Origin of the sequence: Paenibacillus sp. 2TAF8, assembly GCF_052114825.1 — a bacterium.
GTDB lineage: Bacteria > Bacillota > Bacilli > Paenibacillales > Paenibacillaceae > Paenibacillus.
Genome location: NZ_JBFRFN010000002.1, coordinates 364,998 through 389,237 on the forward strand (window position 1 = coordinate 364,998; position 24,240 = coordinate 389,237).

Below are 24,240 nucleotides of genomic sequence, written 5' to 3' on the forward strand. Positions count from 1 at the left end.
TCAGTGGCTGTCTGATCCTTCTTTCGACTCACCTTCTTGATGCATATCTTTGCTCATATTTTCACCCATATCATGCTCCGAATCTTTTTTCATCCCATCTTCATCATGACCATGTCCGTGCCCTTCCTCGTCCATTTTCATTTTATCCATGTTCTGAGTCCAGTCATGAGAAGTGAGCTCTTCTGCTGACATGATCTTGCCCACACCTTGCTCCGCAACGAATGCTTCAGCAGAAGCTTTATCCTTGAAATTGACAATCCCGTAAGTCATAGGTGTTCTAAGCGAAGCATCATAAACATAAGTCGCTTTATTGAATTCAATCCATTCTTTATCGTTATAATCTCGCACATAGTCCATGCCAATATTGTCTGTGCCATTTTCTTTTTTCCATTCATTCATGCAGCCAAGGTCATCAAACTTGAAGTTTTTACCGTCTTTCGTTGTAAGCTGTGTAGCAAACGCATCATCCTTCACTTGCATGTTACAGATCGCACATATATCCACGTCCTCATTAATGGGCACTGCCGCATACTTCTGCCCACAAGCCGTTAATATCACAGTACCTAAAAGCAACACCATTGCCAAAATCCATCGTTTATTCATTTTCTCCATACCCCCATATAAATCATCGTACTTGCAGACAAGCCAAGTAAAAGTAAACTGATTATCATAACCAAACTTGAACGGCTTTCCACATTACTTACATCTGTCCCAAAATTTCCGGATGTTCCTGCAACATCAGTATGCTTTTTCACAATGCTCATTTGCGGTGATTCATCTGTTGTCCAGTTGCTTTTACCTTCCGAATGCAAGTCACTCAGAAAGACCATGCCTGGTGATTGAAAAAAGAGCTGATATGCCGCATTTCTACTTATTAATTGTTCATAGAACGGGTTGATTGCATAGGAAAGCTCGCTGATTCCGTCATGATTCAGGTCCAGTCCCTGAAAGGAATCCCAATAGTTTTCTTTCAAAATATTATCCTTGCTGTCCATTGTCGAGGCATCAATAACGTTGGAAACAAATCGATTTTTCGTAAATTGATTTCCTTCAGCGAGTACCAACTGGATTCCAACGAAATTACGGATTAAGTCGTTGTCATCGATTTCATTTTCCGTAGATTCAGCGATATTCATGCCTACACGATTGCCCTCCACTGTATTGCTGCGGATCTTAGACTGATGCACGTCATAGAGCAAAATCCCTTGGGAATGAACATTTGAACTTTGTTTACGAAACGTATTACCTGACACATCCGTATTTTTAACACCCATGATCATGGCACCTGTCATGTTGCCTTCTCCGGTGTTATTCGTAACAGATGATCCATCGATATACATGCAATGAATGCCGTACCTGGTTTGTATGAAACGATTATTGTTCACCACTACGTTTCGGCTGTTCTCCAGATAGATACCATCGAGCACGCCCTCAATCTGATTCCCTTCAATCCTACTGTTATGCGAATTGTAGAGATCAATCCCGTTGCCTTTTTGACTACTGGATGCTGTGCTTGCACCTGCCCATTCAATCGTATTATTTCGTATTACAGAAGCAGTCGCATCACGTAGAAGCAAACCAGCCCCCTTAGTATGAAGCTTTAGTTCAGATACTTCGTTATTGCTTCCCGTAATCTGCACGGCTGCTGCTGGCTGACGTCCGTTATGTTCAATTGTAAAACCTCGCAGTATCACATCTTCAGCCTTAATGGATATCGCTCCTTGATCCTGATCATTATCGATGGTAACCGAATCATCCCCAATTAGAGTTAGCGATTTAGAGATGACAACAGGCCCTAAATATCGACCAGATTCAAGATGAATAACCGCTCCGGCATCCGCTTGATCTATGATCGGTTGAAGCGGGATAGTTTCACGATCTCCAGTGACTCCAGTGGCATTCACTGTAGTTAGAAACACTGAAAGGAGCCCCAGTCCGATTACGATGAGGGCGACCAGATGGAGTTGGCCGAGCCTGAATCGTTTATCAGTGTTCATATTTTTATCCTTGTATTTTGCATTCATATCATCACCACTCTCCTCCGTTCCTTCTTATTGTTGCCGCAGTAAAGCATTATCCCAGTCCTCCACACAGTGTATCGAAAATGATAAATTCCCCATATAGCCCCAATAGGCTATAGCTTGCTTTCTTTTGTGTCCAAATTGTGATTGAATGAAAAAAAGCCGCCAAATTGGCGACTTTAGTAAGTTTCAACTTATGCAAATCGATAGGTCCAGAACCGTTCATGTCCAAAGCGTGCTTGAAGTTCTTCGTCGTTCAGCTTGCGATTACCAAGCAACTCTGCAGCTTGAAACTGCGAGCGGTGGGCACGAATCGAGGCCAGCTTTTGCTCCAAAAATTGGGAGACATCTACAGTCACATCTGGCTTGCCAATATGCTGCTCGTGATTATTAGAAAAAGCTACACAGTGAACGACAGGACGCTCTTCCAGCGGTAGGCGGCTGACAACCCTGATCACTGCAGCTCCTGTTGCATCATGATCGGGGTGAACACTGTATCCAGGATAAAATGTAAAAACCAGTGATGGCTTTATTTCCTCAAGAAGAGCCATAATGCTGCCATCCAGCAATTGAGGATCCTCAAACTCTACCATTTTATCATGAAAACCAAGCATCCTTAAATCTTGAATACCAATCGCACTAGCAGCTTCAATAAGCTCATCTTTGCGGATCGATGGCAGGGTCACGCGGTTCGCAAACGGCGGTATGCCCATGTTACGCCCCATCTCACCCAGAGTCAGACAAGCATATGTAACTTGTGCTCCAGAATCAATGTATTTAGCTAACGTGCCCGATACCGAGAATGCTTCGTCGTCTGGATGGGGATAAACCACCAGGATGCGTTGGTGCTCATCGTGTGCATTCTTTGTCATATGTTGTTCCTCCGCTCCCATTAGAACTTCTCCCGGCTCAGCTGCAGAGCCACAACCAGTTTGCCCTGGGTGTCATGGCCGGCCATAATCAATCTATCTTGTTCCTGCTCATCAATATGGGTGAGTCCTTCAGCATAGACCCAGCCATCTGTCGTCTTCAGACCGACACGGTAGGGTCCCTCACCTGAAATAGAGCCCTGTGTATATCGAATGGACGCATTGGTGATAAAAGCCGAAGCTGGATGCCGTGAACTATCGTAATGTTGAGCGTAAGCACCTGTTGTCATTTCAAGATGCATGTATACATCCTGATTAACAAGGCGATCTAGCCGAAGCTGAATATCTTGTGGTTGTATCAGTTGCATGACGGCCTCCCTGTTTCATGTAAAGTATGAATTCCATTTTATCATATGCAAGAAGGAATATACATTTAAAGCTGCCTCGATGCATAGAATGACAGGAATTTGTCCTCTAAAACATGAACTTTCTTTCGCATTTATTTCTATTTTTCAAATAGTGCAAAATCGATTAGATTAATATAGGTAATGATCTACTCTCCATATACTCGAGATCAGAAGTGTCATCAGAAGGAGTTGCTCCGATGAAATCATTCATTCAGTTATTACATTTTGGCTATCATCAAGCCATGAGTTGCATTTTTCCCGTAGCCATTTTTGGTACATTGGCTCTTTCAACGGTCATTCCATTTCCTTATATCCCGCGCTATGATGCAATCCTGCTTATTCTGCTTGCTGTTCAATATTTCATGTTTCGCAGTAGGCTAGAGACATTGGATGAAATCAAGGTCATATGTGTCCTCCACTTGATCGGTCTCATGCTGGAAATTTACAAAGTACATATGGGATCATGGTCTTACCCGGAACCTGCATATAGCAAAATATTTGGCGTTCCGCTGTACAGCGGATTCATGTACGCAAGTGTAGCCAGCTTCATGTGTCAGATCTGGCGAAGGTTACGTATGGATATGACCGGGTGGCCGGGTGTGATCCCCTCCGTGCTGCTTGGCGGAGCCATCTACCTTAATTTTTTCACCCATCACTTTCTCCCAGATTTTCGCTGGTGGTTGACGTTACTTGTATTTGTAGTCTTCTGGAAAACGTGGATTATCTTCAGGGTTCGCCTGACAACCTATCGTATGCCATTGTCTCTTGCTTTCATTATCGTAGGTTTCTTTATCTGGCTGGCAGAAAATATAGCTACCTTCTTCAATGGCTGGAAATATCCGGATCAACATGAGAGCTGGCAACTGGTGAGCTTCAGCAAGATCAGTTCATGGTTTCTGCTGGTCATTATCAGTGTAATCATCGTTGCACAGCTCAAACACGTGAAAGCCAATCGCACAGCAAAATAACATGAAGAAGCCACGTGCGGATCACATCGAAGCTGACCTTTTCCCCAGCTTCAGTGATCCGCTATCATTTACCATTTCATTTTGCTTGCTGCCAACTTGTTTACCCTCTTCATCATATACTTTAATCGTATAGGGTGTCCCCTCCGTTGAAGGTAGCATCACAAACCAGACGTACTCTTCCATATCTGTTTTGATCAACTTCGCTTCCGTTATGGACATGGAGCCGTTCAGTTCTGTTTCAGCAGTTACACGCTGGATACCCGGATGCTCGATTGTACCAAATACCATTGGAAAAGGTGTGTCTATACCGTCAAGCTTCGGTAAGTTCATGTAGTACAAGGCATACTCAGACGGATCTATATCTCCTATCCCATAACCTCCGCCCCACACCCACTTCCACCCAAAACTATTTTTTCGCACATACTCCAGCTGCAAATTACTTGATGCTTCACTGTTCGTTCTCTGCGTAAACAAGATCATACCTTCGTCCACAGGTTCCTGATGAACTACATGGACGTTATAGGAAGAAGTCCTGAATTGTTCCACTGCATCCTCCGGCGTGTTGCCGATCGGAATCGACATGGTTTCGTCCAGCCCCATAGCTTTGGACATGCTTTGGTCCGCCAGACCACCTGGCTTTTCTTTTATATACATGTATGTGTATACCGATATCACAGAAAGTGCTAATAACGCTATCGTTGCGACTATAATCTTGAGAATGTTTCCCTTTCTTTTACCCATGTTCGAGCTTCCTTCTTAAAAATAGATAAATTAATAACATAACACACAAACCCATCTAATATTACCATAATTATCATAATCGCTTTTTTCAATATCTATAAGATACGGCAAAAAAGCCGCCATATGGCGGCTCCATCTTATTAACGGCGCATAGTCATGCCCTAGTCATGCTTTACACATGCCCTAATGCTCCATTCTTCACATGTCGTATCCTGAATTAATATTCTCCAAGGAATATCACTTCTGTCTCCAATTCAACCTGGAACGTATCCCACACCTTTTTCTGAATAAACTGAATCAGATCCTCATAATCCTTGGCAGTAGCGTGATCCACATTCACGATAAATCCTGCGTGTTTGGTCGAGATTTCAGCCCCACCGATACGAGTGCCCTGTAGCTGACAATCCTGAATTAGTTTGCCGGCAAAATGTCCTTCCGGACGTTTAAACACACTTCCGCAAGAAGGGTATTCCAAAGGCTGCTTCGATTCTCTCAGGAACGTTAATTCCTTCATCTTGCTGGAGATTTCCTCTTTATTTCCTTCGCTAAGCGTAAACTCGGCGTCCAGAATAATATAATGATCCATCTTGAAGAGACTGTTGCGGTAGCTCAGCTTCATCTCTTCCCGCGGGATCACAACAACCTTGCCTTCACGGGTAACGACCGTCGCCTTTTCAATGACATCCGCGATCTGACCCCCGTATGCACCGGCATTCATATATAGAGCGCCTCCTGTACTACCGGGAATGCCACAGGCGAATTCCATACCGGTCAGGCTATGTTCCAGAGCAGCTCTGGATACGTCAATAATATCGGAACCACTTTGCGCCAACATGCGTGTCCCATGGACTTCGATCTGGTCGAAGCGGCTGAGCGAAATGGTGACGCCCCGGATGCCTCCATCCTTAATAATAACGTTAGAGCCTTTGCCAATAACGGTCAGCGGCAACTGATGGCTGTTCGCAATTTCTACCACTTTGGTGATCTCCTCCACCGTGGTTGGATGAACGAGAATATCGGCCTTGCCTCCAATTTGAATAAACGTATGGTTTTTTAGCGGTTCATTAAATTTCACTTTTTCGTTAGGTATGTGGTTCTCAAAAATATTCATGATTTTCTCTCCCTGCGTTCTTCAAAAAGAACATGATTCCTACATTGTAAATCGAAACACACTCCGATGACAATCTATATAAGTTGAACCAAAGAATTTACACTATCCACTCCGATGACAGAATAACCTTCCAATCGCTGTTATCCCCAGATTTTTTTGATTCCCTTTTCCAAAGGAAAAAATCCGCTGATAAAGGCGACCGCTTTGCTTTTTCAGGTTTTTTCTGTCCTCTTCGTTCACGTGTAAATAAATAGTTCAACTTATATTTCCTTATATTTCCCTGTTCAGACCGATGAAATTCAACCTTATACTATAATGATATTCGCCTGTTTGCTGAATAGGTACTCGAGTACACGTTAAATTATAAATGAACAACATTTTTCAGATCGTCAGGCATAAAGAAAACAATAGCGCTGCGGATTTATCACCCGCAGCGCCCTGAATATTCTATCACATATTCTTAATAACCTCTACTTTTTGATATAGAAGTCCGGTTCATTCTCGCCCGCTTGCTGGAATATCCGTCTTCGTCAATTCAGCAGATAACGCCCATAAACGCTCCGCCTGCTCTGGATCAATCGCATATGGCTTCACACCGTAAAAACCGCCGTCTTCGGGAGCCATCTCACTAATATTACAATCTTCACAGTACACACCGCCCATGCCTTCAAGCTTGGGAGCAGTTGCAGCCCACACTTGGGTTGCTGCGCCCTGCTCCGGTGATTTGAACCCCGGATTAGCCACATTGCCGGACTCATCAATCCAGCCGAGTGCAATCATCTCATCTTTAGGCATATAACGTTGTAACGGAGTCATAATCCCGCCCGGATGTACAGCAAAAGCACGAACTCCATGCTGTTTGCCAAGTCTATCAAGTTCCACCGTGAACAAACTGATCGCCGTTTTGGACTGACCGTATGCCGGGAACTTCTCATATCCCTGTTCAAAATGAATATCATGCCAGCGGATTGGTGAGAAATGATGCCCTGCAGAGGAAAGCGAAACGACACGGGCTCCACCTTTACTGATCAGCGCAGGCCACAATTGATTGGTTAGCGCGAAATGTCCCAGATGGTTCGTAGCAAACTGTGCTTCCCAGCCCGGACCAATACGGGTCTCTGGGCAGGCCATAATACCTGCGTTCAGGATTAACATATCGATGCTGCGTTCACTTGCCAGAAAACGTTCCGCAAATGCAGCAACACTGGACAAGTCAGCCAAATCCATCTCGTCCACTTCTACATGTTCAAGATCAGCCAAAGCTTCACGCGCAACATCTGGTCTACGAGCAGTTACAACAACGTGTGCTCCTGCTCGAACCAATGCACGTGTCGTTTCCAGTCCCAGACCGGAATATCCACCTGTCACGACAGCAAGGCGCCCTGACAGATCCAGGCCATGTAAGACCTCATCCGCTGTGCTGCTCTTGTCAAAACCTGAATTTATGTTCTGCTGCACTGTTCTTGTATCTTTATTTATATTCATCAGGCTCAGCTCCTTATACTCTGACTGTAACTGCTTATAGTATTTATCCCTATTGGGACTTCTATAATCAGTCTACACCTTAGAGTGAACTCGAAGTCAAATCATGCTCGTTAAAACATTCTTTCAAATAATTATGATAGCAACATACTAATCTTTATTTCAAACTGCTTAGTATTTAATTCCATGGTCGTTATTCCTCCTGACGAAAATAGATATGTCATTACTTATACAACGTAGTCATCATCCAAAATGTGCCATTCTGAATGAAGAAAATTCAAATACACAAAAAGCCGCCTTACGGCAGCTCTTTGTGATGAATATTGCAGTGGAATTGTTTTATTATTTTATACGAATCTGGAAAACATCACCGGCGTTACCTCCAAATACGATAAAGCCTTTCTTCGGGAGTTTCGTGGACTGTTCACCCGTCGCGATAGAGAACTGCAGCACCTGACCTTGATCATTATAAACCGCATAACCACCGTGCTCAGGAGAATCCACCGTTATCGTCTTTTCAGCAGATTTCCCACCGATGGCATACCATCGCGCCTGACCGTTCGCTGGAATGGTCGCCATTCCTGATTTACCGCCAAAGATCGGGCGAATGGCCTTTTCCGAGATGTATTGTTGTCCGTTCTGTGTAAGAATCTCCGCACCTTGTTGCTTCATTAAACTTAAATCGAATGCATCCCGGCCGTTCATGACTGGGATCTCCGCAACATTAACGGAGTGATTCACATCCTTAATTTGAGTCCCGTTCACATAGCCCTGCTCTGCGTTGACCTTAAAGTTTTTAATCAGCTGTGATGGAACCAGGTAAAAGATCGAAGTAATTTTTTCGTCCAGTGCAAAATAGTTCAAACCGTTCCGTGCAACCCATTTCTCTTGGGTAACTGCATCCAGTTTGTTAGGCTCCAGCTTTTGATAATCATACGTGCTCATGCCCATCTGTCCCAGCCCTGGGAAGCTAAGATATCCTTGAACTTTCACATAGGTCTTGGCGTTGCTTTCTTTCACAAAGCTTACTTTCACACTTCCGTCCTTGCTGGTAAAATACCCGTCCGCTGTATACACATACTTTTGTTCAGCAATTAGTCCGCCCAGCATAGCTGGTAATGTGAATGCTCCATTCTGAATATCGATTTCCGTAGTTGCACCAACGGTTCCATACAAGCCGGAGTAATCTTGCAGCTCAGCAGGCATATCGGTCTGAACTGGCGCAGAGAAGGTACGATCCGGTTTGATGTTATCAATGCTGCCCTGTTCCTTCAGTACTTCCAGCAACACTTTAGAGGCAAACATCTGGTCAAAAATAGAAGATCCACCTGAGGATAACACAGCCATGGATATGTCGTGCTCTGGAATCGTAATTAATGAAGCGTGATACATTATCGTATCGCCACCCTTGGTCAGTGCTTTAATGCCATACTCACTGAATGGGGCAAGTTCTACTGCATCCCAGCCGAGTCCGAAGTTGAACGAATTGATTTCGTCAGATACCCAAATACCTTTGCGATATTCTGGACTTTGCATCGCTTTAACAGAAGCCTCCGATAGAAGATCCGGGCGATTACCCATCAGCACCTCCGCAAATTTCGTTAACTCCTCAGCCGTTGAATAAATACCTCCTGTGCCGATGATATTCGCATTTTCAACAGGCATCTTCGGTTTAAATGTTGGCCAATAGGTTTCAGCTAATTTGCCTCTGTCGAAAGAATCCAGTGGCGTCTTCGTAGAATCGAGTTGCAACGGCTTACTTATATACCGTTCCACATATTTGCTGTAACTTAGTCCACTCACGCGCTCAACCAGAATCTCCAGCAATTGAAAGCCATCATTGCAATAGACGGAATATTCCCCAGGCTTAGACTTAAGACGTTCGGCCTGAAGTTTGATCAGCAGTTCATCATGATTACGTGTATCGTTATCATCAAACAGCATACTGTTTCCATACTGCGAACCATACAAGCCGGATGAATGATTCATTAACATACGCGGTGTGATTTCCTTATAGCGGGGATCTGCCATTTCGAAATCGGTAATATACGTGGTAAGTGGCTGATCCAGGTCAACTTCACCAGAATCGACCAACATCATGACCGCAGTCGTCACCACCATTTTGCTTACGGAGCCTATACCGTACATGGTATCTTTGTCCACGACTTTCTGGTTCGCCTTATCATGAAATCCAGCACCGTCCGATAAAATCATTTCCCCATCTTCCATAATCGCATATTGCAGACTTGTGACGCCGTAATTCTGAACTAGCATGTCAGCGATTTGTTTAGCTTTCGCTTGAATCGCCTGCTTTTCAGTCGCCTCAGCTTTGACTCCAGTTACAGGCATGATAATAAGCATGAACGCACATAAAATCGTAATTATCCTTTTCATTCAAGAGTTCCTCCTTCAGTTCGATACGTGAATGAATTCATCATACCTGGCAAAAGCATCACCAGCGGAAAAGAACCCCGAATGGAAAAAAACAACCCCTGAACGACAGTTCAGACGTTGTTTTTGTTGTACGGAAGAACGACCATATTGTTAAAAGACCCTTGTGTTTGCTCAATGGTCATGTGTCCTCCATATTTATTGCATATTCTGGATATATTGGTCAGGCCAAAACCATGAAATTCTGAATCCATTTTCTCACTTTTGAGATCCGTTGCCGGTTGAGCTGTATGATTCATAATCTGTATCATCAGAGCAGAAGCTGTGGAATGAATAGAGACTAACATGTAGCGATCTTCCGATATCCGTACTTTTTTGGATGCTTCAACAGCATTATCCAAGACGTTTCCGAGCACCACACATAAATCATACCTTTCAATACCTATATGCTGAGAATGGAGCTGGATGCGCGTATCGATTCGAATGCCGTTTGCCTGCCCGACGGTCAACGTATTCGTAACCAGAGCATCAATGACCAGATTACCGCTATTCACACGTTGGTAAGCATGCTCAATGGTGTTCAAAGTAACATGCATATGCTCTGTTGCTGCTGAAAGTTCGTTGCGTTTCACACATTCTTCGATATATAGAAACTGCTGATTGATATCGTGGATAATGCTTTTAATGCTTTTGAAACTGTGCACGGTCTTCTCATAGTTGGCATCCTGATAATCCATCTGCCGCTGCAATTGTTCATTCTCATGCGCAAGCTGCGCTTTCTCCACGATATTATCAAATACATATACAATAAATACATTGAGAAAAAGCGAACCGAGCACCGAAAAAATATAAAAAATATTTTTTTCGCTGTATATTGAAATGACATTAATCTGGTACACCGTAATCGAAGTTACGATTAAAAACAAAAAATAAGACCGATGGTGCACCCTGAAGCTCCTGCGTTTGGCAATGAGATGAACAATAGGGATCACAACAAACATAATGCTACACCCTAGCAGCAGAACTTTGGAGAACAACCATATCGCTTCCGGGCCATAGACAGCCTCTTTCAGGTAGTCGATACCGTCAATCACACTAAAAACATAAACTGAAATGATATTCACCGTGGTTAACAGCGCTGCGTACATAACCGTAAACATAATCTTCAGTTTTAATTCAACCCGGTAGGATTGTGCCAGAGTGAAGATATAAATCAATGCAAGAACAGTTGATAGAACAGAAGGTAATCGCGTAGCCAAATAAAAGAAATTTAACAGGATAAAGACGATGAAATAAATCGTTCTGCGAGGTTTACGTCTGGACTTGCCCAGCACAGAATCAAAATAATAATTAGCTTGAAAGGTCATGAGCAAGGTCAACAAAATGACGGGTACTAGATGCAAAATATTCATTTTATTGAACCCTCATGATCATATATTTGGTATACGTATCCTTAACTTCTTTGATTTTGGAACGACCTATAGGCAGAGAGGTTCCATCCAGCATCGTGACCTGTGCCCCGGTGAACTTGTGTACATGCATTAGATTAATGAGGACGGATCGGTGAATTTGCATAAAACCGTGCTCTTTCAGCGTGTCAGCATAAGCCGATAGAATACCTTTCGTTTGATAAGAGTTATCACGAGTAATCACCTTTAGCTTGTTTTTAACCGTGAGGCTTTTGACCACCTCAATCCATAAAATATCTTCATATTTCAACATCAAATCATCGTAATCCGATTTAATCACCAGGTATTTTTTATCCATAGCTTGGTAATACTGATGTAGTTTAATCAGCTTCTCTTCCAGTACACTCTCCTGAATCGGCTTAATCAAATATTGGAACGTCATGACATCGAAACTTTGGACCATATACTCGGGATAACTGGTTAGAAACATGATCTGCACATCCATAATCTTGAGTTTTCTGATTTCCTGTGCTGTCTGTATGCCATTCAACCCATCCATCTCTACATCCAGAATAAGCAGATGAAACGTCTCTCTCTGATCCTTATAATGAGCTAGGAGTTGTTCTCCTGAACTGAACATGGTGATATGAAACTCGATATTGGTTTTGAGCGAGAACACTGTCAGCATATGCCTCACCAGTTCTCGTTGCTGCTCGTCGTCGTCACATATCGCTACATGATACATGCCATCCCGCCTTTCCTGAACGCAAGCACTTTCACTCTTTGTTTTAATATACTATTAAAACATGCTCAGTGGTTTAGGAATGGGTTGAATTGCATCTAAAGCACCCTGAATTACAGGCAAACGCAAAAAGAACAACATAGTGATGACGAGACTATCCTATCCTTTGATTGTTTTTGAGTTTTTCAAGTTCTGGGGTTGGAAGCATCACTTCACCTTAAAGCGAAAAAAATGACTGACCAAAAATGGTCAGTCTTGTTATAAGTGCTAATATATGATGGGTCTATACGTGCTCAATCACAGTTATTCGATCAGTGCAGCCTTGATCAAGGCATTGACTCTCGAGTTAAAGAGCAATCCGATATGAGATACCAGACTAACGGAAATATTGTTCGCCCCGTCCAGTCTGGATAAAAGAGGCGAAACAATGGTGTCGCTGGTGGAATAGATCGAGGTAACTCGAATGCCGCTTGGTGCGCTGTTCGTTGTCAACCGATTCGCTCCGCCCAGCGTAATCAGTTTATCCACTTTATCAATGCCTCCGCGGTTCAGTATGTAGTAGAGACTGTTGGCCCCGCCCATACTGTGAGCAACAATATGAACTTTGGAATGCCCCGTTTGGCGAAGAACATCGTCCACAAAGCGACTAATCGCCGCTGAGTTCAACGACTGATTGCCTGCTTTGCTCGGAAGATCAATGGCAAATAACTCATTACTTGCCCAGCCCTCGCTGCGCAGATAACGTTCTATAAGGGCGAAATTGCCATCCGACCCGGTCAATCCGTGAACAAATACGATTGGCGTCCGTGTAGTTGCAGCAGAAGCTGTCGTACTCTGTCCAATCCCTGGTAACGTAAAAGCAAAGATCGTACTCATCAAAATAATAAACAGTGGTCTTAACCTTCTCAATTAGATCAACCTCCTGTGAAATAAGATATATCCACATTTTACAATTTTAAATATGTAAATAATATGGAACTTAAGTCTCATTTACCCAATTGAGTATGATCTTTACTGCTAATTGTTTTGTCGAAATACAAGTGTTCTTCTCTTTAAGCATGATGCCTCTTTGTACTGCCTCGAAGCACTAGACAACTATCCCTCTACAATATCAGCATGCAGATGTGACGCCGCTTCCATCATAACCGGAACGATCGCTTCGTTCGAAATCGCAACATACAACTCCCCCATATACAATCGGAATGGATATTGTTGTCCTTCATGCTGCCACATAAAGAAATCTCCTTCAATGGTCATCGTGCTCTCCGCACCAACGATATTAAGTATTGTGGAGTAAGTAAACTCCGCCTTGGTAGCAAAATATGCTTTGCATTCCTCCAAAGAAATATGTTGTTCCGGATTGTTTTCCTGCATCGATCTGGTTATTTTAACACGCTGATTCATTATGTTATGCCCCCAACATCATTTATTTGTTCTCCACGTCTTTTCATAACAACGTATTCTCTCATTTCATTCTGGCTGTGTCAAAACATACGTTTAGAAGTGCTTTAATACTCCATTTAACTTTCCTAATTTGGCTAGTCCTGAGCGCTCGTCCATGCGAATGTGAACTCATTGAATATAGTATTCTATCTGAAAGCGAAGGAGGAATATCATATGACCCAACTACTTGATGCAAGGGTATCGTTGAATGCAGCTACATTTAATTCCATTGCCATTCCTATTCCCGTCATCAATACACCTACATTATTTGCACAGATCGGGTTACTGACTGCAGGGACAGGTCCTAATCCCAGAGTTTCTCTGAAAGGGACGATTACAGTTCAGCTTCCACTCGCTCTATTCCAAGTCCGAATTACGATTGTACGTGGCACGGTTTCAACAGATCCTCTCATTTATTCAGCGAATCACACGTTTGGTCTGAGCGGTTTGCTTGCGCCGGAGGTCATCATATTTTCTGCAAATGACTTTAACCCGCCTGTAACCCCACAGATCACCTATACTGCATTTATCAGCACCAATCTGCTCGGTACCGTCCGGGTGGGGCCTGAAAATTTCGATGGATTCATCGTTTCGGATTAACGTTTTAGATCAAGCTCTCGTATGTAATGCCTAACGCCCCATCCCTGTAATCTCCATAAGCATTGTAGAGAACAGGTTTGGGGCCTTTATGTGCCATCCTAATTTCCGAAATATACATCCAGCTTGCCCGTCGGCGGTGTAGTAGCCATCCACACGGCAGCCAGGTTATCCGGGGCATATGTAGCTGCTGTGATATAGTCGCCGATTAGAACGGTTGGCACTGGGGAGACACCATTCGGATTAAAGGACGTTGTTGTTAGACGACGATTACTGAAAGTCGCTCCCCCATCAAAGGACTCGGCAACGAATACATCCAGCAGAAAACCGTCAATCTGATTGCTGTAATAGATTACCCGAATCGTTCCCGCGAATGGAGAAACAGTGATGGCCGGAAAAAAGTTCTGCGTACCCGGTGGTGCGTTAGTAATGCTTATCGGATCTGACCAAAGTAACCCATCAGGAGATTCACAAAGCAAAACATCCGTATAGCCAGCCCGAGCGTCATTCCATACGGCATAAACGGTTCCACTGTTAGGTCCATTAGAAATATCTGCGCCAAGGCTCAGATTCGTCTGCACTCGGAAATTATAATTCGGTACGGGCAGCGGCGATGGTGCAGGCACCACCGAAGAAATAAATGTGGCCTGTCTTTCAATAGGAGGCTGATACGTAATTCCGCCATCATAAGATATGCGCAATAGTGCTGACGGGCTTGCAGGTCCAGTAATAATATAACCTGCATATACCTCACCGGAGAAACCTACAGCCAGTGCAGCCCTGTCATGTATTCCCCTCGGACTGGACTGCCTTTCAGGCGCTTCCCAGGTTATGCCCTGTGTGATAGATCTCTGAGTGAAAATAGCAGAAGAAGTAGTGGCAAGCGGGGTATAACCTACATAAGCATGGCCTCTGTACGGACTGCCTGGAGATCGATCCACAGCGATAAATGGCTCATCATTATGCACAATTGTCCCAAACCCCAGCTGTACAATTACTGGAGGCTGGAACGTGGCACCGTCATCAAATGAAGTATAACTGGCAATCGTACCGTCATTGTTTCCGTTGAACAGATGTACAGTAATAATAAAGGTGCTTGGAAACGTATAGTCAATAGTTGGTGCTTCGGCTCCAGAGTAACCTGCTGGTTGTGGAAGAACAGTGGTGGACCATGTAGTTCCCCCATCAATGGAACGATAAAATCCCGTAAGTGTCGGCCCAGTACTCGTATCGACCGCCACGACACACATAATATTGGGATTCAACGTGTTAACCGCAATAGAGGGTTCAAACTGATTCCCTCCCAAAGCGCCGGTAATATTAACAACCGCCAATTTCATCACCTCTTTTTCTAAGGAATGTTCGTAAACCGGTCGATTAACGTCATTTCAGATTGAAGAATGCGCTGTATGATCTGACCCGTAGAATCAACGCCATAGACATGGATTACCGTACTGGTTGCGCTAAAAAAATCACTTTGAACTTCAAAAAATGCTGCGTTAATCAACGGATAGATAAAGGTTCTTGTTGCTTGAGGCAAAATCTGAGCTAAATCATGACCAATAGGAACCCGTGCTAGTTGTGCCGTGTCCCATCTAAAAACTTCAAGTTCGACATTAACAGGCGCATTAAGTGAGTCGTTAATGCAAGTGACGATAATCTGCGTAGACTGTGTCGGGCCTGAAGCCGGATTGTAGATGAACCCTGTAGAGTTCGGCAAAGAGTCACACTCCTTTCACACCATATACTCCACTATACTTTCCACTAAGCTTGTGTTATGCAGATTCTATGTTTTCTCGTATTGGAACAATATGAAAATTTTGTTATGATAGATTTGCCGAATTGCTATGGTTTGGTAAACTACTACGATTAATTAATAGACTTAAAGATTTTATGCTGGATTGATTAGATCAAATCTTATGTGTTTCTTATATATCCATCTGGATTTACGAAGAAATCACACCGCTTGGAGGTACACCTATTCATGTTTATGCAACGTACTCGTAAAATCGCTGCCGCTGCCGTCATGGCTCTGTCTATTATGAGCAGCATCCCTGCATCTCAAGCCCATAAACTTCAAGCAGCTCCCGCAATCTCCGTTCAACTGGATCATGTTCCATTAACGTTTGATGCAGCACCACGAATTGATCGGGGGGTCACTTATGTTCCATTCCGAACGGTCGGAGAAGCACTCGGCATTGGTATTAGCTGGAACAACAAAACCCAGACCATAACCGCAGTAAACACATCCAAAGGAAAAACAACGAAAGTTGTTCTTCAGGTCGGAAGCAAGATAGCTACTGTAAATGGAGAGAAAGTGAATCTCGCTGCCGCACCGGTACAGCGCGAAGGACGTGTACTTATTCCGCTGAGTTCATTCAGTAGCCAATTCGATGTCCGTACAGGCTGGGATCAGGCTACACGAACCGTCTCTATGGTGTCACCTCAACGTGAGATGCATCTTAGAGCATTCTATGCCATCCAAGCGTACCACGAGATTGATCTCTTACCATTGATGAATTCGGTTGCTTTTGGCTGGAGCCGGATTGATCGGGATGGTCAATTTACACTTGAAGGAAAAGAGTACCAGATTCCAGCTGCTGCTGGTGAAGTGACACCCAAATCAATTGTGGCTGATGCAGCCCGTCAGCAAATAGAGACAAGCCTGATGGTTTATGCGCTGGATGGAAACGGCGAGTTAACCAAAGTACTGAGTGACAGCAGTTTACGACAAAAGTCCATTGACGGCATTAAAGCCGCCGTTCAGGAGTATGGCTTCGGTGGTGTTGTGCTTGATTTTGAGGGTTTGGGATTTAAGCTGGACGCGGTACGGCAACAGCAATTGCTGAATCAGTATGTGAAACAGCTCAGAGAATCGCTGCCTCAAGAGATTGCCATCTCTCTAGCTGTTCCTCCGCTTAATAGTGCTTACAAGGGATATGATTACAAAACACTTGCTACGCTGGCGGATGACCTTATCATTATGGCCTACCAATATAATCCTGCAGGGACCAAAGCTCAAGTTGCAGAGCCAAACAGTCTGGTCGATCAGGCTATCGTGCTCGCACTTAAGGCAGGTGTACCCAAAGAAAAGCTATTACTTGGCATTAACATCAATAGTGAGACACCAGCATCTGTCGGAGATAAGCTGGGGCTTGCTAAACGTTATGATCTGAAGGGTGCTGCCTTCTGGAGGTTAGGTTTGTTCCGAACGTACAGCGCTGATATGCAATCTGCTGTGCAAGCATCGGTAATCAAGGAATAACAAGGTTGCCTTCTCAAATCTATCATTCTCTTATCTATCATCAACATAGTGATCTGATTCATACACATCAAGAAAAAGCCCGTTCCTTCACTCTTTGTGCGAGGAGCTGGCTTTTTTTGTGTACTTCTTTTTTACTGTTGTTCCTGTATGCGGTTTTCTCATTCACGCTTTTTAACTTATTTTTTTCAATACAACACCGCTCTCTTATTTCATCACCTTCTCTTTCATTTCATGAATTTATCTATACCTCCAAACAGCAGCTTAATGATCACACCCGGACCCGGCAAACGGGGATCAAATAACAGGATCGTGCCGATGACCGCACTGATAGCAGTGACTCCTGCTGTGATCATCCTGACTTTTTTTTCTTCGCTACGTTTCCATTCTACATAGATGATCGTGCTGGCTAACAACAAAATACCAAGCATAGAAGCAATTTTCATAACTTATCACCTTCTGTCCATCATATCTCGTATCCCCATAAGTAATGCTAATACTGCCACGGTTATACCCTCATCTCCCCTGCTCATCCGGAATTCCCTGAGGCCCAGCAGATTTACCTGTACGTACAACCTGTGCATGTATCTGGAGATCCACATCCATGTCGGAGTAAATCTCCTCCCATCTCTTCTCCTGTTCCTTCCACTGTTTCGGATAAAATCTGCGAAACTCCACCGCGAACTTAAACAGATCCGTTCGCATCTCTCGCTGGGATAACCGAAGGGCTGATTTAGCCATTTCTTTCAGTTGTGATGCCCAGGTTTCTTCCAGCTTTTTCAACACAGCAGGATCTGTAAGATTCCCGTTGGTTGTATTCAACAACACCTCTCCCCTTGCCTGTACATCCACCTGCATGCTCCACTGTGAACCCGAAATATTCGGCTTCAAAATCGTCTTCACTTCTAGCGGCTGGATCGAAAAAGAACCTCTCTCAGGCTCTACATTTACGGGCATGATAATGTTGTTTAATTCATTAGCGAGCATTAAAATACCGACCGTTAACGGCTCTTGTACACTCCGATTAAACGTATCACCCTTATAGAGACTTAGTCCTTTGATATATGGTGTCGTTGTTAATTTATCCTGCCCCTCGTCTGGTGGAAGAGACAACATTCGGGACAAAATGACAGATTGGTTAGGGCCTTCGATCGATTGAGCGAGTTCCAGAACGGTTATCCGTGTACCCAGTTTCATATTGGCCATCTCACGCAAAGATTCCGCTGAGCTTCGTTCCAGTGGGTCCAGCAAGGCAAGAATGTTCTTGGCAGGGTCAGGTGTCGAAAAAACATAAGCATGTTCCCTGATCTGGGGGTATCGCAGGAAAAAATCAATGAATTCGCGTATGCCTTTTTTTCCGGCGTCTTCGCTAAATACAATTACTTCGCAGTGTCCCCAAAACATATTTCTCGGCACTTTCCGTTGCAAGCGATTCAAAGCCTCAGCAATAGTATGGCCTTCAGCCGATCGAGTTAGTGTTACCCCGCTTGGGCTGCCTCCACTGCCGGTGCTGTCTCCTCCTCCTGCTTTGCGGGGAATAAATATCTGTGATGTCAGTTCAACCTGATCGTTTTTGTAATCCACCCCGGTTGCAAGCACAATGGCGAGATCGTTAATTTCGATGCGATCCCAGCATCCCGTGAGCAATATGCAGCTTAAGCAGCCAAGAAGCCCTATTCTAAATACTGTAATCAATTTTTTTTTCATGGGATCAGACATCCGTACGTTTTTCTCGTACATAAGCCCACCCCTTCTTCACCCATGCTATCCCGTAAGTCAACCCTGGAAGAACCAGCAAAACGGTGATCGTATACAAATTGGCTGAAGGACTCACCAAACTGGATAATCCTGAACTGCTGGAAGCTACCCAAAACGAAAAAATCATACAGAGAAAGGAAAGCGGGCTCACTAGCGGTTTGTAATCCTTCAGACCAAACCATTCCGCTGTCGACGTCACAGATATATACAGGAACACGGAAACCTTCACAAACATGCCAAAGATCCACACGGCAATAATAAGGGATTCAATATGTTGTAAAAAGTCTGCAATCGTAATGTACCGGGCGGCAATCATCACCGGAAAAACAAATGTATCTGTCAAATCTCCAGTTAAAAAGAGACATACCACATTAATAACGGTCATCACTATTGTTGTTGTTAACAAAGATCCGAGCATCACACGAGTGGTTCTTTTTTTGCGATTCACATACGGCAGCAGAAAGGCAATCACGATATATTCACTGAACCAGGCTGCAGGAGCGAGCGCTCCTTTGATGGCAGGCATTGGCCCATTTTCCATAAAAGGAAATAATTCAGCCGGATTCAAATCTCCGATGAGCAGTACAAAGACGAGACCGAGCATCACCAGCACCAGAGTCACAAACACTTGTGCAGTTCTTCCAACCACCTCAATGCCAAGTCTGACATTAATCGCACATACCAGCAACATCGTGCCCATGATCACRAACATCGGTGTACGTGGAAGAGCATTGTTTGCAATGAACTCTCCATATTCCCGAATAATCAGCCCGGTTAGATGAGGCATGAACAAAATATAAATAAGTCCCATAAGCTTGCCTGGAATGAGACCAGCTGCGAGTACACTCGATTGAATGAGGGATTTTCCAGGATACATCCGCGCAAGTCCAAGCGAAACACCAATCGCTGCAAGTCCTATAACCGACCCAATAATGGGAGATAACCACATATCATGTCCGGCATAATGCATTGTGATTCCTGGTACAGACAAGATCGCAGTGGCAATAACGGCCGGGAAGATCATGAATGCCAGCTGTGTCTCCGATATTCTTCCTTGGTCAGTTAACATGATTCTTCCCGCCCCTCTTCCACATCATTAAGTGCAATTTAATCCCTATCGCGGCTTGTTCCAAGGTGCTGGACGCCACCACAAATCCTTCAACCCTTTGGCATTCGTCGGTGCAACTGGAGATAGATACGGCGCCCCAAATGAGCGAAGACTGCTCAAATGAATGACGATCAAAATGATACCCAACATAACCCCGATTAAACCCAGTGTTCCAGCCAGAAGCATAATGGGAAAACGAAGCAATCGTGTCGAAATGCTAGCGGAGTATCGTGGAATCATAAAGGATGCAATCCCTGTGATCGCAACGATGATAATCATCGGAGCGGAGACGATGCCGGCCGTGGTTGCGGCCTGTCCAATAATGAGCGCGCCAACGATGCTGACTGCGGAACCTACCTGTTTGGGCAGGCGAACACCGGCTTCCCGAAGCGCTTCAAAGGCGATTTCCATAATCAGTGCCTCTACAAGTGCAGGAAAAGGAATTTCCTCTCTGGCTCTAGCGATACTGAGCAGCAGCACTGTAGGAATCATCTCTTGGTGATAGGTCGTGATCGCGACATAAGCCGAGGGCAGCAACAAGGATAGAACATAAAATACGTATCGCAGCCAGCGGAGAAATACGCTCATAAACACATATTGATAGTAATCCTCAGGCGACTGTAGCATGGAAAACAGCGTTACAGGAGCCACCAGCGTGAACGGTGTTCCGTCCACCAGTATCGCAAATCGTCCTTCCATCAGATTGGAGGACACAACGTCCGGACGTTCTGTAGCAATCATCTGAGGAAAAGGAGAGAATCGCTGATCGATGATATCTTCCTCAATATACTGACTTTCCAGAATATCCCGGACTCTTAACCGATCCAGTCGCTGCTCTACTTCTTTCACCAAAGAGGCATCAATGATACCTTCCACGTACGCAAGGGCAATGCTGGTATTAGAGCTTTCTCCAACGGTACGTGTACGGAATTTTAGTGCAGGTGTTTTGAGCCGTTTACGTACCAAAGAAAGATTTGTTGCGAGTGATTCGGTGAATCCGTCCCTTGCACCACGAACCGTCGATTCAGCCAGAGGCTCTTCCGTGGAACGATTAGCAGCTTTATACAGCGGATACGTTGTTGCCACATTGGAGCCTTCCAGTAGTAGCAGCGCTTCTCCTTCCAATATCGCATCTGCGGCCTGTTTGGACGTTTCCACGGTTTTTACGGAGGATAGAGGAACCTGTGCAGACTCCAAGCCAATCTCCTGAACAGGCGCTAATACCTGACGCTCAAGCCGCTCGGTATCACACAAGCCCACACAATATACACATAGTGCCGAGGTGAAGCCCGCAGTCTCGAATGAATGAAATATCACATCGGAGCAGTCCGTAAATACGGCGCGTAATGTCTCTTCATCAATGGCCAGATCCCCCGTTAAGGGCAAGTCCTGCTGCGTTTCTTGTTTTTCTTGATCCGATTGTCCTTCTTGATTCGATTGATCCTTGCCTTTTTTCTCTGTCTTTTTCTCTTTTTCGTTTGAATTTTGATCCGTATTCTTCTTCGCGTTTTGATCCTTATTCTGTCTTGATTTTTCACTGTTTTCACGGTTTTGGTTTTGGTTTTCTTGCTGATCTTGTTCTTGTTCTTTCTGTTCTTCTTTTGTATCCTGTTTCATATTTTGTTCGGTTGACTGCTCTGTATCTTGCTTCGAATCCTGTTGTTCCGAGATACTTGAGTTTGTATTGGTGTCTGTATTATTATTTGTGCTTGATTCGGTGTTTGTACTTGAGTTCGTATTTGTGTTTGAGTTAGTGCTTGAGTTGGTATTTGTATTTTGACTGTTCTGACTCATGGGCTCCCCACCCCCTTTCCACCGATTCGTCCAAGTATTCTCAGTAAAAGATATCATTTGCTTCCTTCACCAGAAATATGCAATCGGAATGACGAAAAGAGCCGCTCCGCGAGCGACTCTCTTCTCAACTAACATTTAACTAAGACTACGCAGATTATGTGCTTCAGCTATCCTTTAACAGCACCCAAAGCAACACTTCCGATAATCTGCTTGGAAAATACGGCGAACACAACAATAATCGGCAAAATTGAAATCGCTACGCCCAGATACAACAATCCGTAATCCATGCCGTAGTAGCCCTGAACTAGCGCCACCAATACGGGCAGCGGATATTTATCCAGGGAGAAAAACAGCACGAGCGGTGTCAGAAAATTATTCCATGATCCGATAAAGGTGAAAATCCCTAGTGCAGAGATGGCTGGCCCAAGGATAGGCAATACAATCTGATTAAACGTCCGGAACTCATTCGCACCGTCCACCCGGGAGGATTCGATGATCTCATCGGGAATGCTGCTCTCCATAAATTGTTTGATAAAAAATACATTAAAGGCATTTGCCGCCGCAGGCAAAATAATTGCTGCATAGCTATCCAGCAGGCCAAGCGTACTGAACAACCGATATACCCCGATCAGTGCCAGTTGACCCGGAACCATCATTGTTGCGAGCAAAAACAGAAACAATCCGGTGCGTCCTTTGAAGTTAAACTTAGCAAAGCCATAGGCTGTTAAAGCACCGATATACAGTGACAGCACCGTGGAGCTGCCGGCGATAAAAAAACTGTTGGCGAAGCCGCGCCAGATATTGATTTTGGAAGCCATATTCACATAATTTTCGATCAGAAACGTACCCGGAAGAAACGTAAAGCTTGAAGCAATGGACGCGTTGTTATGTGTGGAATAGATCAACATGAGGTAAAACGGAATCACACACAATACGGCGAGAGCGATCAGAAACAGATAAATGAGGATTTTCCCCAGTGTCAGCCGCTGACGAAGCGCATGATGTTGAAGCACGGCATCCCGCTGCGCGGTAACCTTGGCAGTTTGCATACAATCTCTCCCTCCCTATGAACGGCTCTTCCGTTTGGTCATGATGAAGGATACAACGGACAACAGAATTATAATGATGAACAGACAAAATGCAATGGCAGCTCCGTATCCAAAACGTGTGCTTTGGAACGCTACATTATATAGGTACATGATGCTCGTCATCGCCGCACGGTCCGGCCCTCCTGTACCATTGGTCAAGGTAAAAGGCTGGTCAAAAATCTGAATGCCCCCAATGATCGAGGTAATAATCTGAAACAATATAATCGGTTTGAGCATTGGCACGATAATGTGCAAGAAGATATGTTTTTTCTTGGCACCATCGATCTGGGCCGCTTCTTGCAGCGCCGGATCGATCCCTTGTAATCCAGCCAGATAGATGACCATTGAATAACCAAAGTACTGGAAAAACAGGATTGACGACACGATCAGCCGCATAAACCAGGGGTCGTCTTTCCAATTGATCGGATCTTGAATTAACCCTGTCTGCACGAGAAAATGATTCAGTCCACCCGACTGCCAATCAAAGATCAGACTGACAAGCAAACCGAGCGAAGCAGCCGTAACGATGTTAGGGAAGAAGTATACCGCCCGGAAAATATCTCGTCCTTTTAACAACTTGTCGTTCAGAATAAAAGCCAGCACAAGGGATACCGTCAGTTGGGGTACAACCGACACCCCCCATATGAAGAGGGTGTTAAACAACGTTTTGTAGAACAGCGGGTCCTGAAGCACGGCGACATAGTTACCAATCCCGACGAACTCAGGTTTTGTGATCCCGTCGAAATTCGTGAAACTGATATATAGCGAGTACAGAATCGGATACAGTCCGAAGATGGCAAACACGATAAAAAAAGGAGCGATAAAGTAGTACCCGAAATGGTCCTTGCGAATCGTTTTGGCAAACATACGCTGTCCTCCAATCATTAACCTGGATATGACTGCTCTTATTAATTTATCTTCCAGTAAGTTCAACTAAGCATTTACACAAAAAACGAAGAGGACAGAACAAACCTGGAAAAGCGGAGCGTTCGCCTTTATCACCGGATTTTCCCCTTTTAAAAAGGGAATCAGAAAAATCTGGGGATAAC

23 protein-coding genes are annotated in these 24,240 nt (G+C 44.3%); 3 read left to right on the forward strand and 20 right to left on the reverse strand.

The genetic code is table 11. The annotated features are described in order from the left end of the window. The 4 genes from AB4Z30_RS03695 to AB4Z30_RS03710 all read right to left on the reverse strand — a co-directional run bounded on the left by AB4Z30_RS03695 (position 1) and on the right by AB4Z30_RS03710 (position 3,258). Positions 1-603: a nitrous oxide reductase accessory protein NosL gene (locus AB4Z30_RS03695; protein ID WP_441923389.1), complete on the reverse strand. Its 603-nt coding sequence runs from the start codon at positions 601-603 to the stop codon at positions 1-3. Next, a complete protein-coding gene (locus AB4Z30_RS03700) occupies positions 600-2,024 on the reverse strand; it encodes a right-handed parallel beta-helix repeat-containing protein (protein WP_441923391.1) in 1,425 nt (474 codons plus the stop codon). The genes AB4Z30_RS03695 and AB4Z30_RS03700 overlap by 4 nt, the downstream gene beginning before the upstream one ends. Before the next feature lie 191 nt (positions 2,025-2,215). Next, on the reverse strand, positions 2,216-2,893 hold the full coding sequence (gene bshB2 / locus AB4Z30_RS03705; protein WP_441923393.1) for a bacillithiol biosynthesis deacetylase BshB2: 678 nt from the start codon (positions 2,891-2,893) through the stop codon (positions 2,216-2,218). Positions 2,894-2,913: 20 nt separating this feature from the next. Next, the gene (locus AB4Z30_RS03710) at positions 2,914-3,258 is read right to left on the reverse strand and encodes a YojF family protein (RefSeq protein WP_441923395.1); all 345 of its coding nucleotides are present in this window, start codon (positions 3,256-3,258) and stop codon (positions 2,914-2,916) included. Positions 3,259-3,494: 236 nt separating this feature from the next. Here AB4Z30_RS03710 and AB4Z30_RS03715 point away from each other — a divergent pair, with 236 nt between their 5' ends. Next, positions 3,495-4,265, forward strand: coding sequence for a DUF817 domain-containing protein (locus tag AB4Z30_RS03715; RefSeq protein ID WP_441923397.1), 771 nt, complete (start codon positions 3,495-3,497; stop codon positions 4,263-4,265). Positions 4,266-4,286: 21 nt separating this feature from the next. Here AB4Z30_RS03715 and AB4Z30_RS03720 read toward each other — a convergent pair whose 3' ends face one another. The 8 genes from AB4Z30_RS03720 to AB4Z30_RS03755 form a co-directional block, all read right to left on the reverse strand. Continuing rightward, on the reverse strand, positions 4,287-5,006 hold the full coding sequence (locus AB4Z30_RS03720) for a hypothetical protein (protein ID WP_441923399.1): 720 nt from the start codon (positions 5,004-5,006) through the stop codon (positions 4,287-4,289). A 217-nt stretch (positions 5,007-5,223) separates the two neighbouring features. Further along, positions 5,224-6,117, reverse strand: a complete 894-nt coding sequence (gene murB, locus AB4Z30_RS03725) for a UDP-N-acetylmuramate dehydrogenase (protein ID WP_441923401.1) — start codon at positions 6,115-6,117, stop codon at positions 5,224-5,226. A 495-nt stretch (positions 6,118-6,612) separates the two neighbouring features. Then, complete coding sequence (locus AB4Z30_RS03730) at positions 6,613-7,602, reverse strand: SDR family NAD(P)-dependent oxidoreductase (protein ID WP_441923403.1); 990 nt, start codon at positions 7,600-7,602, stop codon at positions 6,613-6,615. Between the two features lie 339 nt (positions 7,603-7,941). Then, positions 7,942-9,993 (reverse strand): serine hydrolase domain-containing protein, encoded by a 2,052-nt coding sequence (locus AB4Z30_RS03735; RefSeq protein WP_441923405.1) that lies wholly within the window; start codon positions 9,991-9,993, stop codon positions 7,942-7,944. 110 nt (positions 9,994-10,103) lie between these two features. Continuing rightward, positions 10,104-11,402, reverse strand: coding sequence for a GHKL domain-containing protein (locus AB4Z30_RS03740; protein WP_441923407.1), 1,299 nt, complete (start codon positions 11,400-11,402; stop codon positions 10,104-10,106). A 1-nt stretch (position 11,403) separates the two neighbouring features. Beyond that, complete coding sequence (locus AB4Z30_RS03745; RefSeq protein ID WP_441923409.1) at positions 11,404-12,144, reverse strand: LytR/AlgR family response regulator transcription factor; 741 nt, start codon at positions 12,142-12,144, stop codon at positions 11,404-11,406. Between the two features lie 300 nt (positions 12,145-12,444). Further along, positions 12,445-13,017, reverse strand: a complete 573-nt coding sequence (locus AB4Z30_RS03750; protein ID WP_441924189.1) for an esterase/lipase family protein — start codon at positions 13,015-13,017, stop codon at positions 12,445-12,447. Positions 13,018-13,236: 219 nt separating this feature from the next. Further along, on the reverse strand, positions 13,237-13,545 hold the full coding sequence (locus tag AB4Z30_RS03755) for a hypothetical protein (protein ID WP_441923411.1): 309 nt from the start codon (positions 13,543-13,545) through the stop codon (positions 13,237-13,239). A gap of 213 nt (positions 13,546-13,758) precedes the next feature. Here AB4Z30_RS03755 and AB4Z30_RS03760 point away from each other — a divergent pair, with 213 nt between their 5' ends. Continuing rightward, positions 13,759-14,184, forward strand: coding sequence for a hypothetical protein (locus AB4Z30_RS03760; protein WP_441923413.1), 426 nt, complete (start codon positions 13,759-13,761; stop codon positions 14,182-14,184). A gap of 98 nt (positions 14,185-14,282) precedes the next feature. Here AB4Z30_RS03760 and AB4Z30_RS03765 read toward each other — a convergent pair whose 3' ends face one another. Both AB4Z30_RS03765 and AB4Z30_RS03770 read right to left on the reverse strand, forming a co-directional pair. Then, on the reverse strand, positions 14,283-15,515 hold the full coding sequence (locus AB4Z30_RS03765) for an exo-alpha-sialidase (RefSeq protein WP_441923415.1): 1,233 nt from the start codon (positions 15,513-15,515) through the stop codon (positions 14,283-14,285). 17 nt (positions 15,516-15,532) lie between these two features. Continuing rightward, positions 15,533-15,901, reverse strand: a complete 369-nt coding sequence (locus tag AB4Z30_RS03770) for a hypothetical protein (protein WP_441923417.1) — start codon at positions 15,899-15,901, stop codon at positions 15,533-15,535. Positions 15,902-16,165: 264 nt separating this feature from the next. On the opposite strand from AB4Z30_RS03770, the gene AB4Z30_RS03775 reads away from it, so the two are divergent. Further along, positions 16,166-17,446, forward strand: a complete 1,281-nt coding sequence (locus AB4Z30_RS03775; RefSeq protein WP_441923419.1) for a stalk domain-containing protein — start codon at positions 16,166-16,168, stop codon at positions 17,444-17,446. A 224-nt stretch (positions 17,447-17,670) separates the two neighbouring features. On the opposite strand, the gene AB4Z30_RS03780 is transcribed toward AB4Z30_RS03775, so the two are convergent. From AB4Z30_RS03780 to AB4Z30_RS03805, 6 genes are all read right to left on the reverse strand, one after another. Beyond that, positions 17,671-17,889, reverse strand: coding sequence for a hypothetical protein (locus tag AB4Z30_RS03780; RefSeq protein WP_441923421.1), 219 nt, complete (start codon positions 17,887-17,889; stop codon positions 17,671-17,673). 70 nt (positions 17,890-17,959) lie between these two features. Then, positions 17,960-19,150 (reverse strand): Ger(x)C family spore germination protein, encoded by a 1,191-nt coding sequence (locus tag AB4Z30_RS03785; RefSeq protein ID WP_441923423.1) that lies wholly within the window; start codon positions 19,148-19,150, stop codon positions 17,960-17,962. Positions 19,151-19,154: 4 nt separating this feature from the next. Next, complete coding sequence (locus AB4Z30_RS03790; RefSeq protein ID WP_441923425.1) at positions 19,155-20,270, reverse strand: GerAB/ArcD/ProY family transporter; 1,116 nt, start codon at positions 20,268-20,270, stop codon at positions 19,155-19,157. Between the two features lie 45 nt (positions 20,271-20,315). Continuing rightward, positions 20,316-22,103 carry a spore germination protein gene (locus AB4Z30_RS03795; RefSeq protein ID WP_441923427.1) on the reverse strand — a complete coding sequence of 596 codons (1,788 nt, stop codon included), beginning with the start codon at positions 22,101-22,103 and terminating at the stop codon, positions 20,316-20,318. Positions 22,104-22,270: 167 nt separating this feature from the next. Then, positions 22,271-23,152, reverse strand: a complete 882-nt coding sequence (locus AB4Z30_RS03800; RefSeq protein ID WP_441923429.1) for a carbohydrate ABC transporter permease — start codon at positions 23,150-23,152, stop codon at positions 22,271-22,273. 15 nt (positions 23,153-23,167) lie between these two features. Beyond that, positions 23,168-24,058 carry a carbohydrate ABC transporter permease gene (locus AB4Z30_RS03805; protein ID WP_441923431.1) on the reverse strand — a complete coding sequence of 297 codons (891 nt, stop codon included), beginning with the start codon at positions 24,056-24,058 and terminating at the stop codon, positions 23,168-23,170. Between the last annotated feature and the right edge of the window lie 182 nt (positions 24,059-24,240).

Excerpts from the sequence above, each read along its gene's own strand:
- AB4Z30_RS03695 (WP_441923389.1), bottom strand. The coding sequence starts at position 603 with ATGAATAAACGATGGATTTTGGCAATGGTGTTGCTTTTAGGTACTGTG.
- AB4Z30_RS03700 (WP_441923391.1), bottom strand. The coding sequence starts at position 2,024 with ATGAATGCAAAATACAAGGATAAAAATATGAACACTGATAAACGATTC.
- bshB2 (WP_441923393.1), bottom strand. The coding sequence starts at position 2,893 with ATGACAAAGAATGCACACGATGAGCACCAACGCATCCTGGTGGTTTAT.
- AB4Z30_RS03710 (WP_441923395.1), bottom strand. The coding sequence starts at position 3,258 with ATGCAACTGATACAACCACAAGATATTCAGCTTCGGCTAGATCGCCTT.
- AB4Z30_RS03715 (WP_441923397.1), top strand. The coding sequence starts at position 3,495 with ATGAAATCATTCATTCAGTTATTACATTTTGGCTATCATCAAGCCATG.
- AB4Z30_RS03720 (WP_441923399.1), bottom strand. The coding sequence starts at position 5,006 with ATGGGTAAAAGAAAGGGAAACATTCTCAAGATTATAGTCGCAACGATA.
- murB (WP_441923401.1), bottom strand. The coding sequence starts at position 6,117 with ATGAATATTTTTGAGAACCACATACCTAACGAAAAAGTGAAATTTAAT.
- AB4Z30_RS03730 (WP_441923403.1), bottom strand. The coding sequence starts at position 7,602 with ATGAATATAAATAAAGATACAAGAACAGTGCAGCAGAACATAAATTCA.
- AB4Z30_RS03735 (WP_441923405.1), bottom strand. The coding sequence starts at position 9,993 with ATGAAAAGGATAATTACGATTTTATGTGCGTTCATGCTTATTATCATG.
- AB4Z30_RS03740 (WP_441923407.1), bottom strand. The coding sequence starts at position 11,402 with ATGAATATTTTGCATCTAGTACCCGTCATTTTGTTGACCTTGCTCATG.
- AB4Z30_RS03745 (WP_441923409.1), bottom strand. The coding sequence starts at position 12,144 with ATGTATCATGTAGCGATATGTGACGACGACGAGCAGCAACGAGAACTG.
- AB4Z30_RS03750 (WP_441924189.1), bottom strand. The coding sequence starts at position 13,017 with ATGAGTACGATCTTTGCTTTTACGTTACCAGGGATTGGACAGAGTACG.
- AB4Z30_RS03755 (WP_441923411.1), bottom strand. The coding sequence starts at position 13,545 with ATGAATCAGCGTGTTAAAATAACCAGATCGATGCAGGAAAACAATCCG.
- AB4Z30_RS03760 (WP_441923413.1), top strand. The coding sequence starts at position 13,759 with ATGACCCAACTACTTGATGCAAGGGTATCGTTGAATGCAGCTACATTT.
- AB4Z30_RS03775 (WP_441923419.1), top strand. The coding sequence starts at position 16,166 with ATGTTTATGCAACGTACTCGTAAAATCGCTGCCGCTGCCGTCATGGCT.
- AB4Z30_RS03780 (WP_441923421.1), bottom strand. The coding sequence starts at position 17,889 with ATGAAAATTGCTTCTATGCTTGGTATTTTGTTGTTAGCCAGCACGATC.
- AB4Z30_RS03785 (WP_441923423.1), bottom strand. The coding sequence starts at position 19,150 with ATGAAAAAAAAATTGATTACAGTATTTAGAATAGGGCTTCTTGGCTGC.
- AB4Z30_RS03795 (WP_441923427.1), bottom strand. The coding sequence starts at position 22,103 with ATGAGTCAGAACAGTCAAAATACAAATACCAACTCAAGCACTAACTCA.
- AB4Z30_RS03800 (WP_441923429.1), bottom strand. The coding sequence starts at position 23,152 with ATGCAAACTGCCAAGGTTACCGCGCAGCGGGATGCCGTGCTTCAACAT.
- AB4Z30_RS03805 (WP_441923431.1), bottom strand. The coding sequence starts at position 24,058 with ATGTTTGCCAAAACGATTCGCAAGGACCATTTCGGGTACTACTTTATC.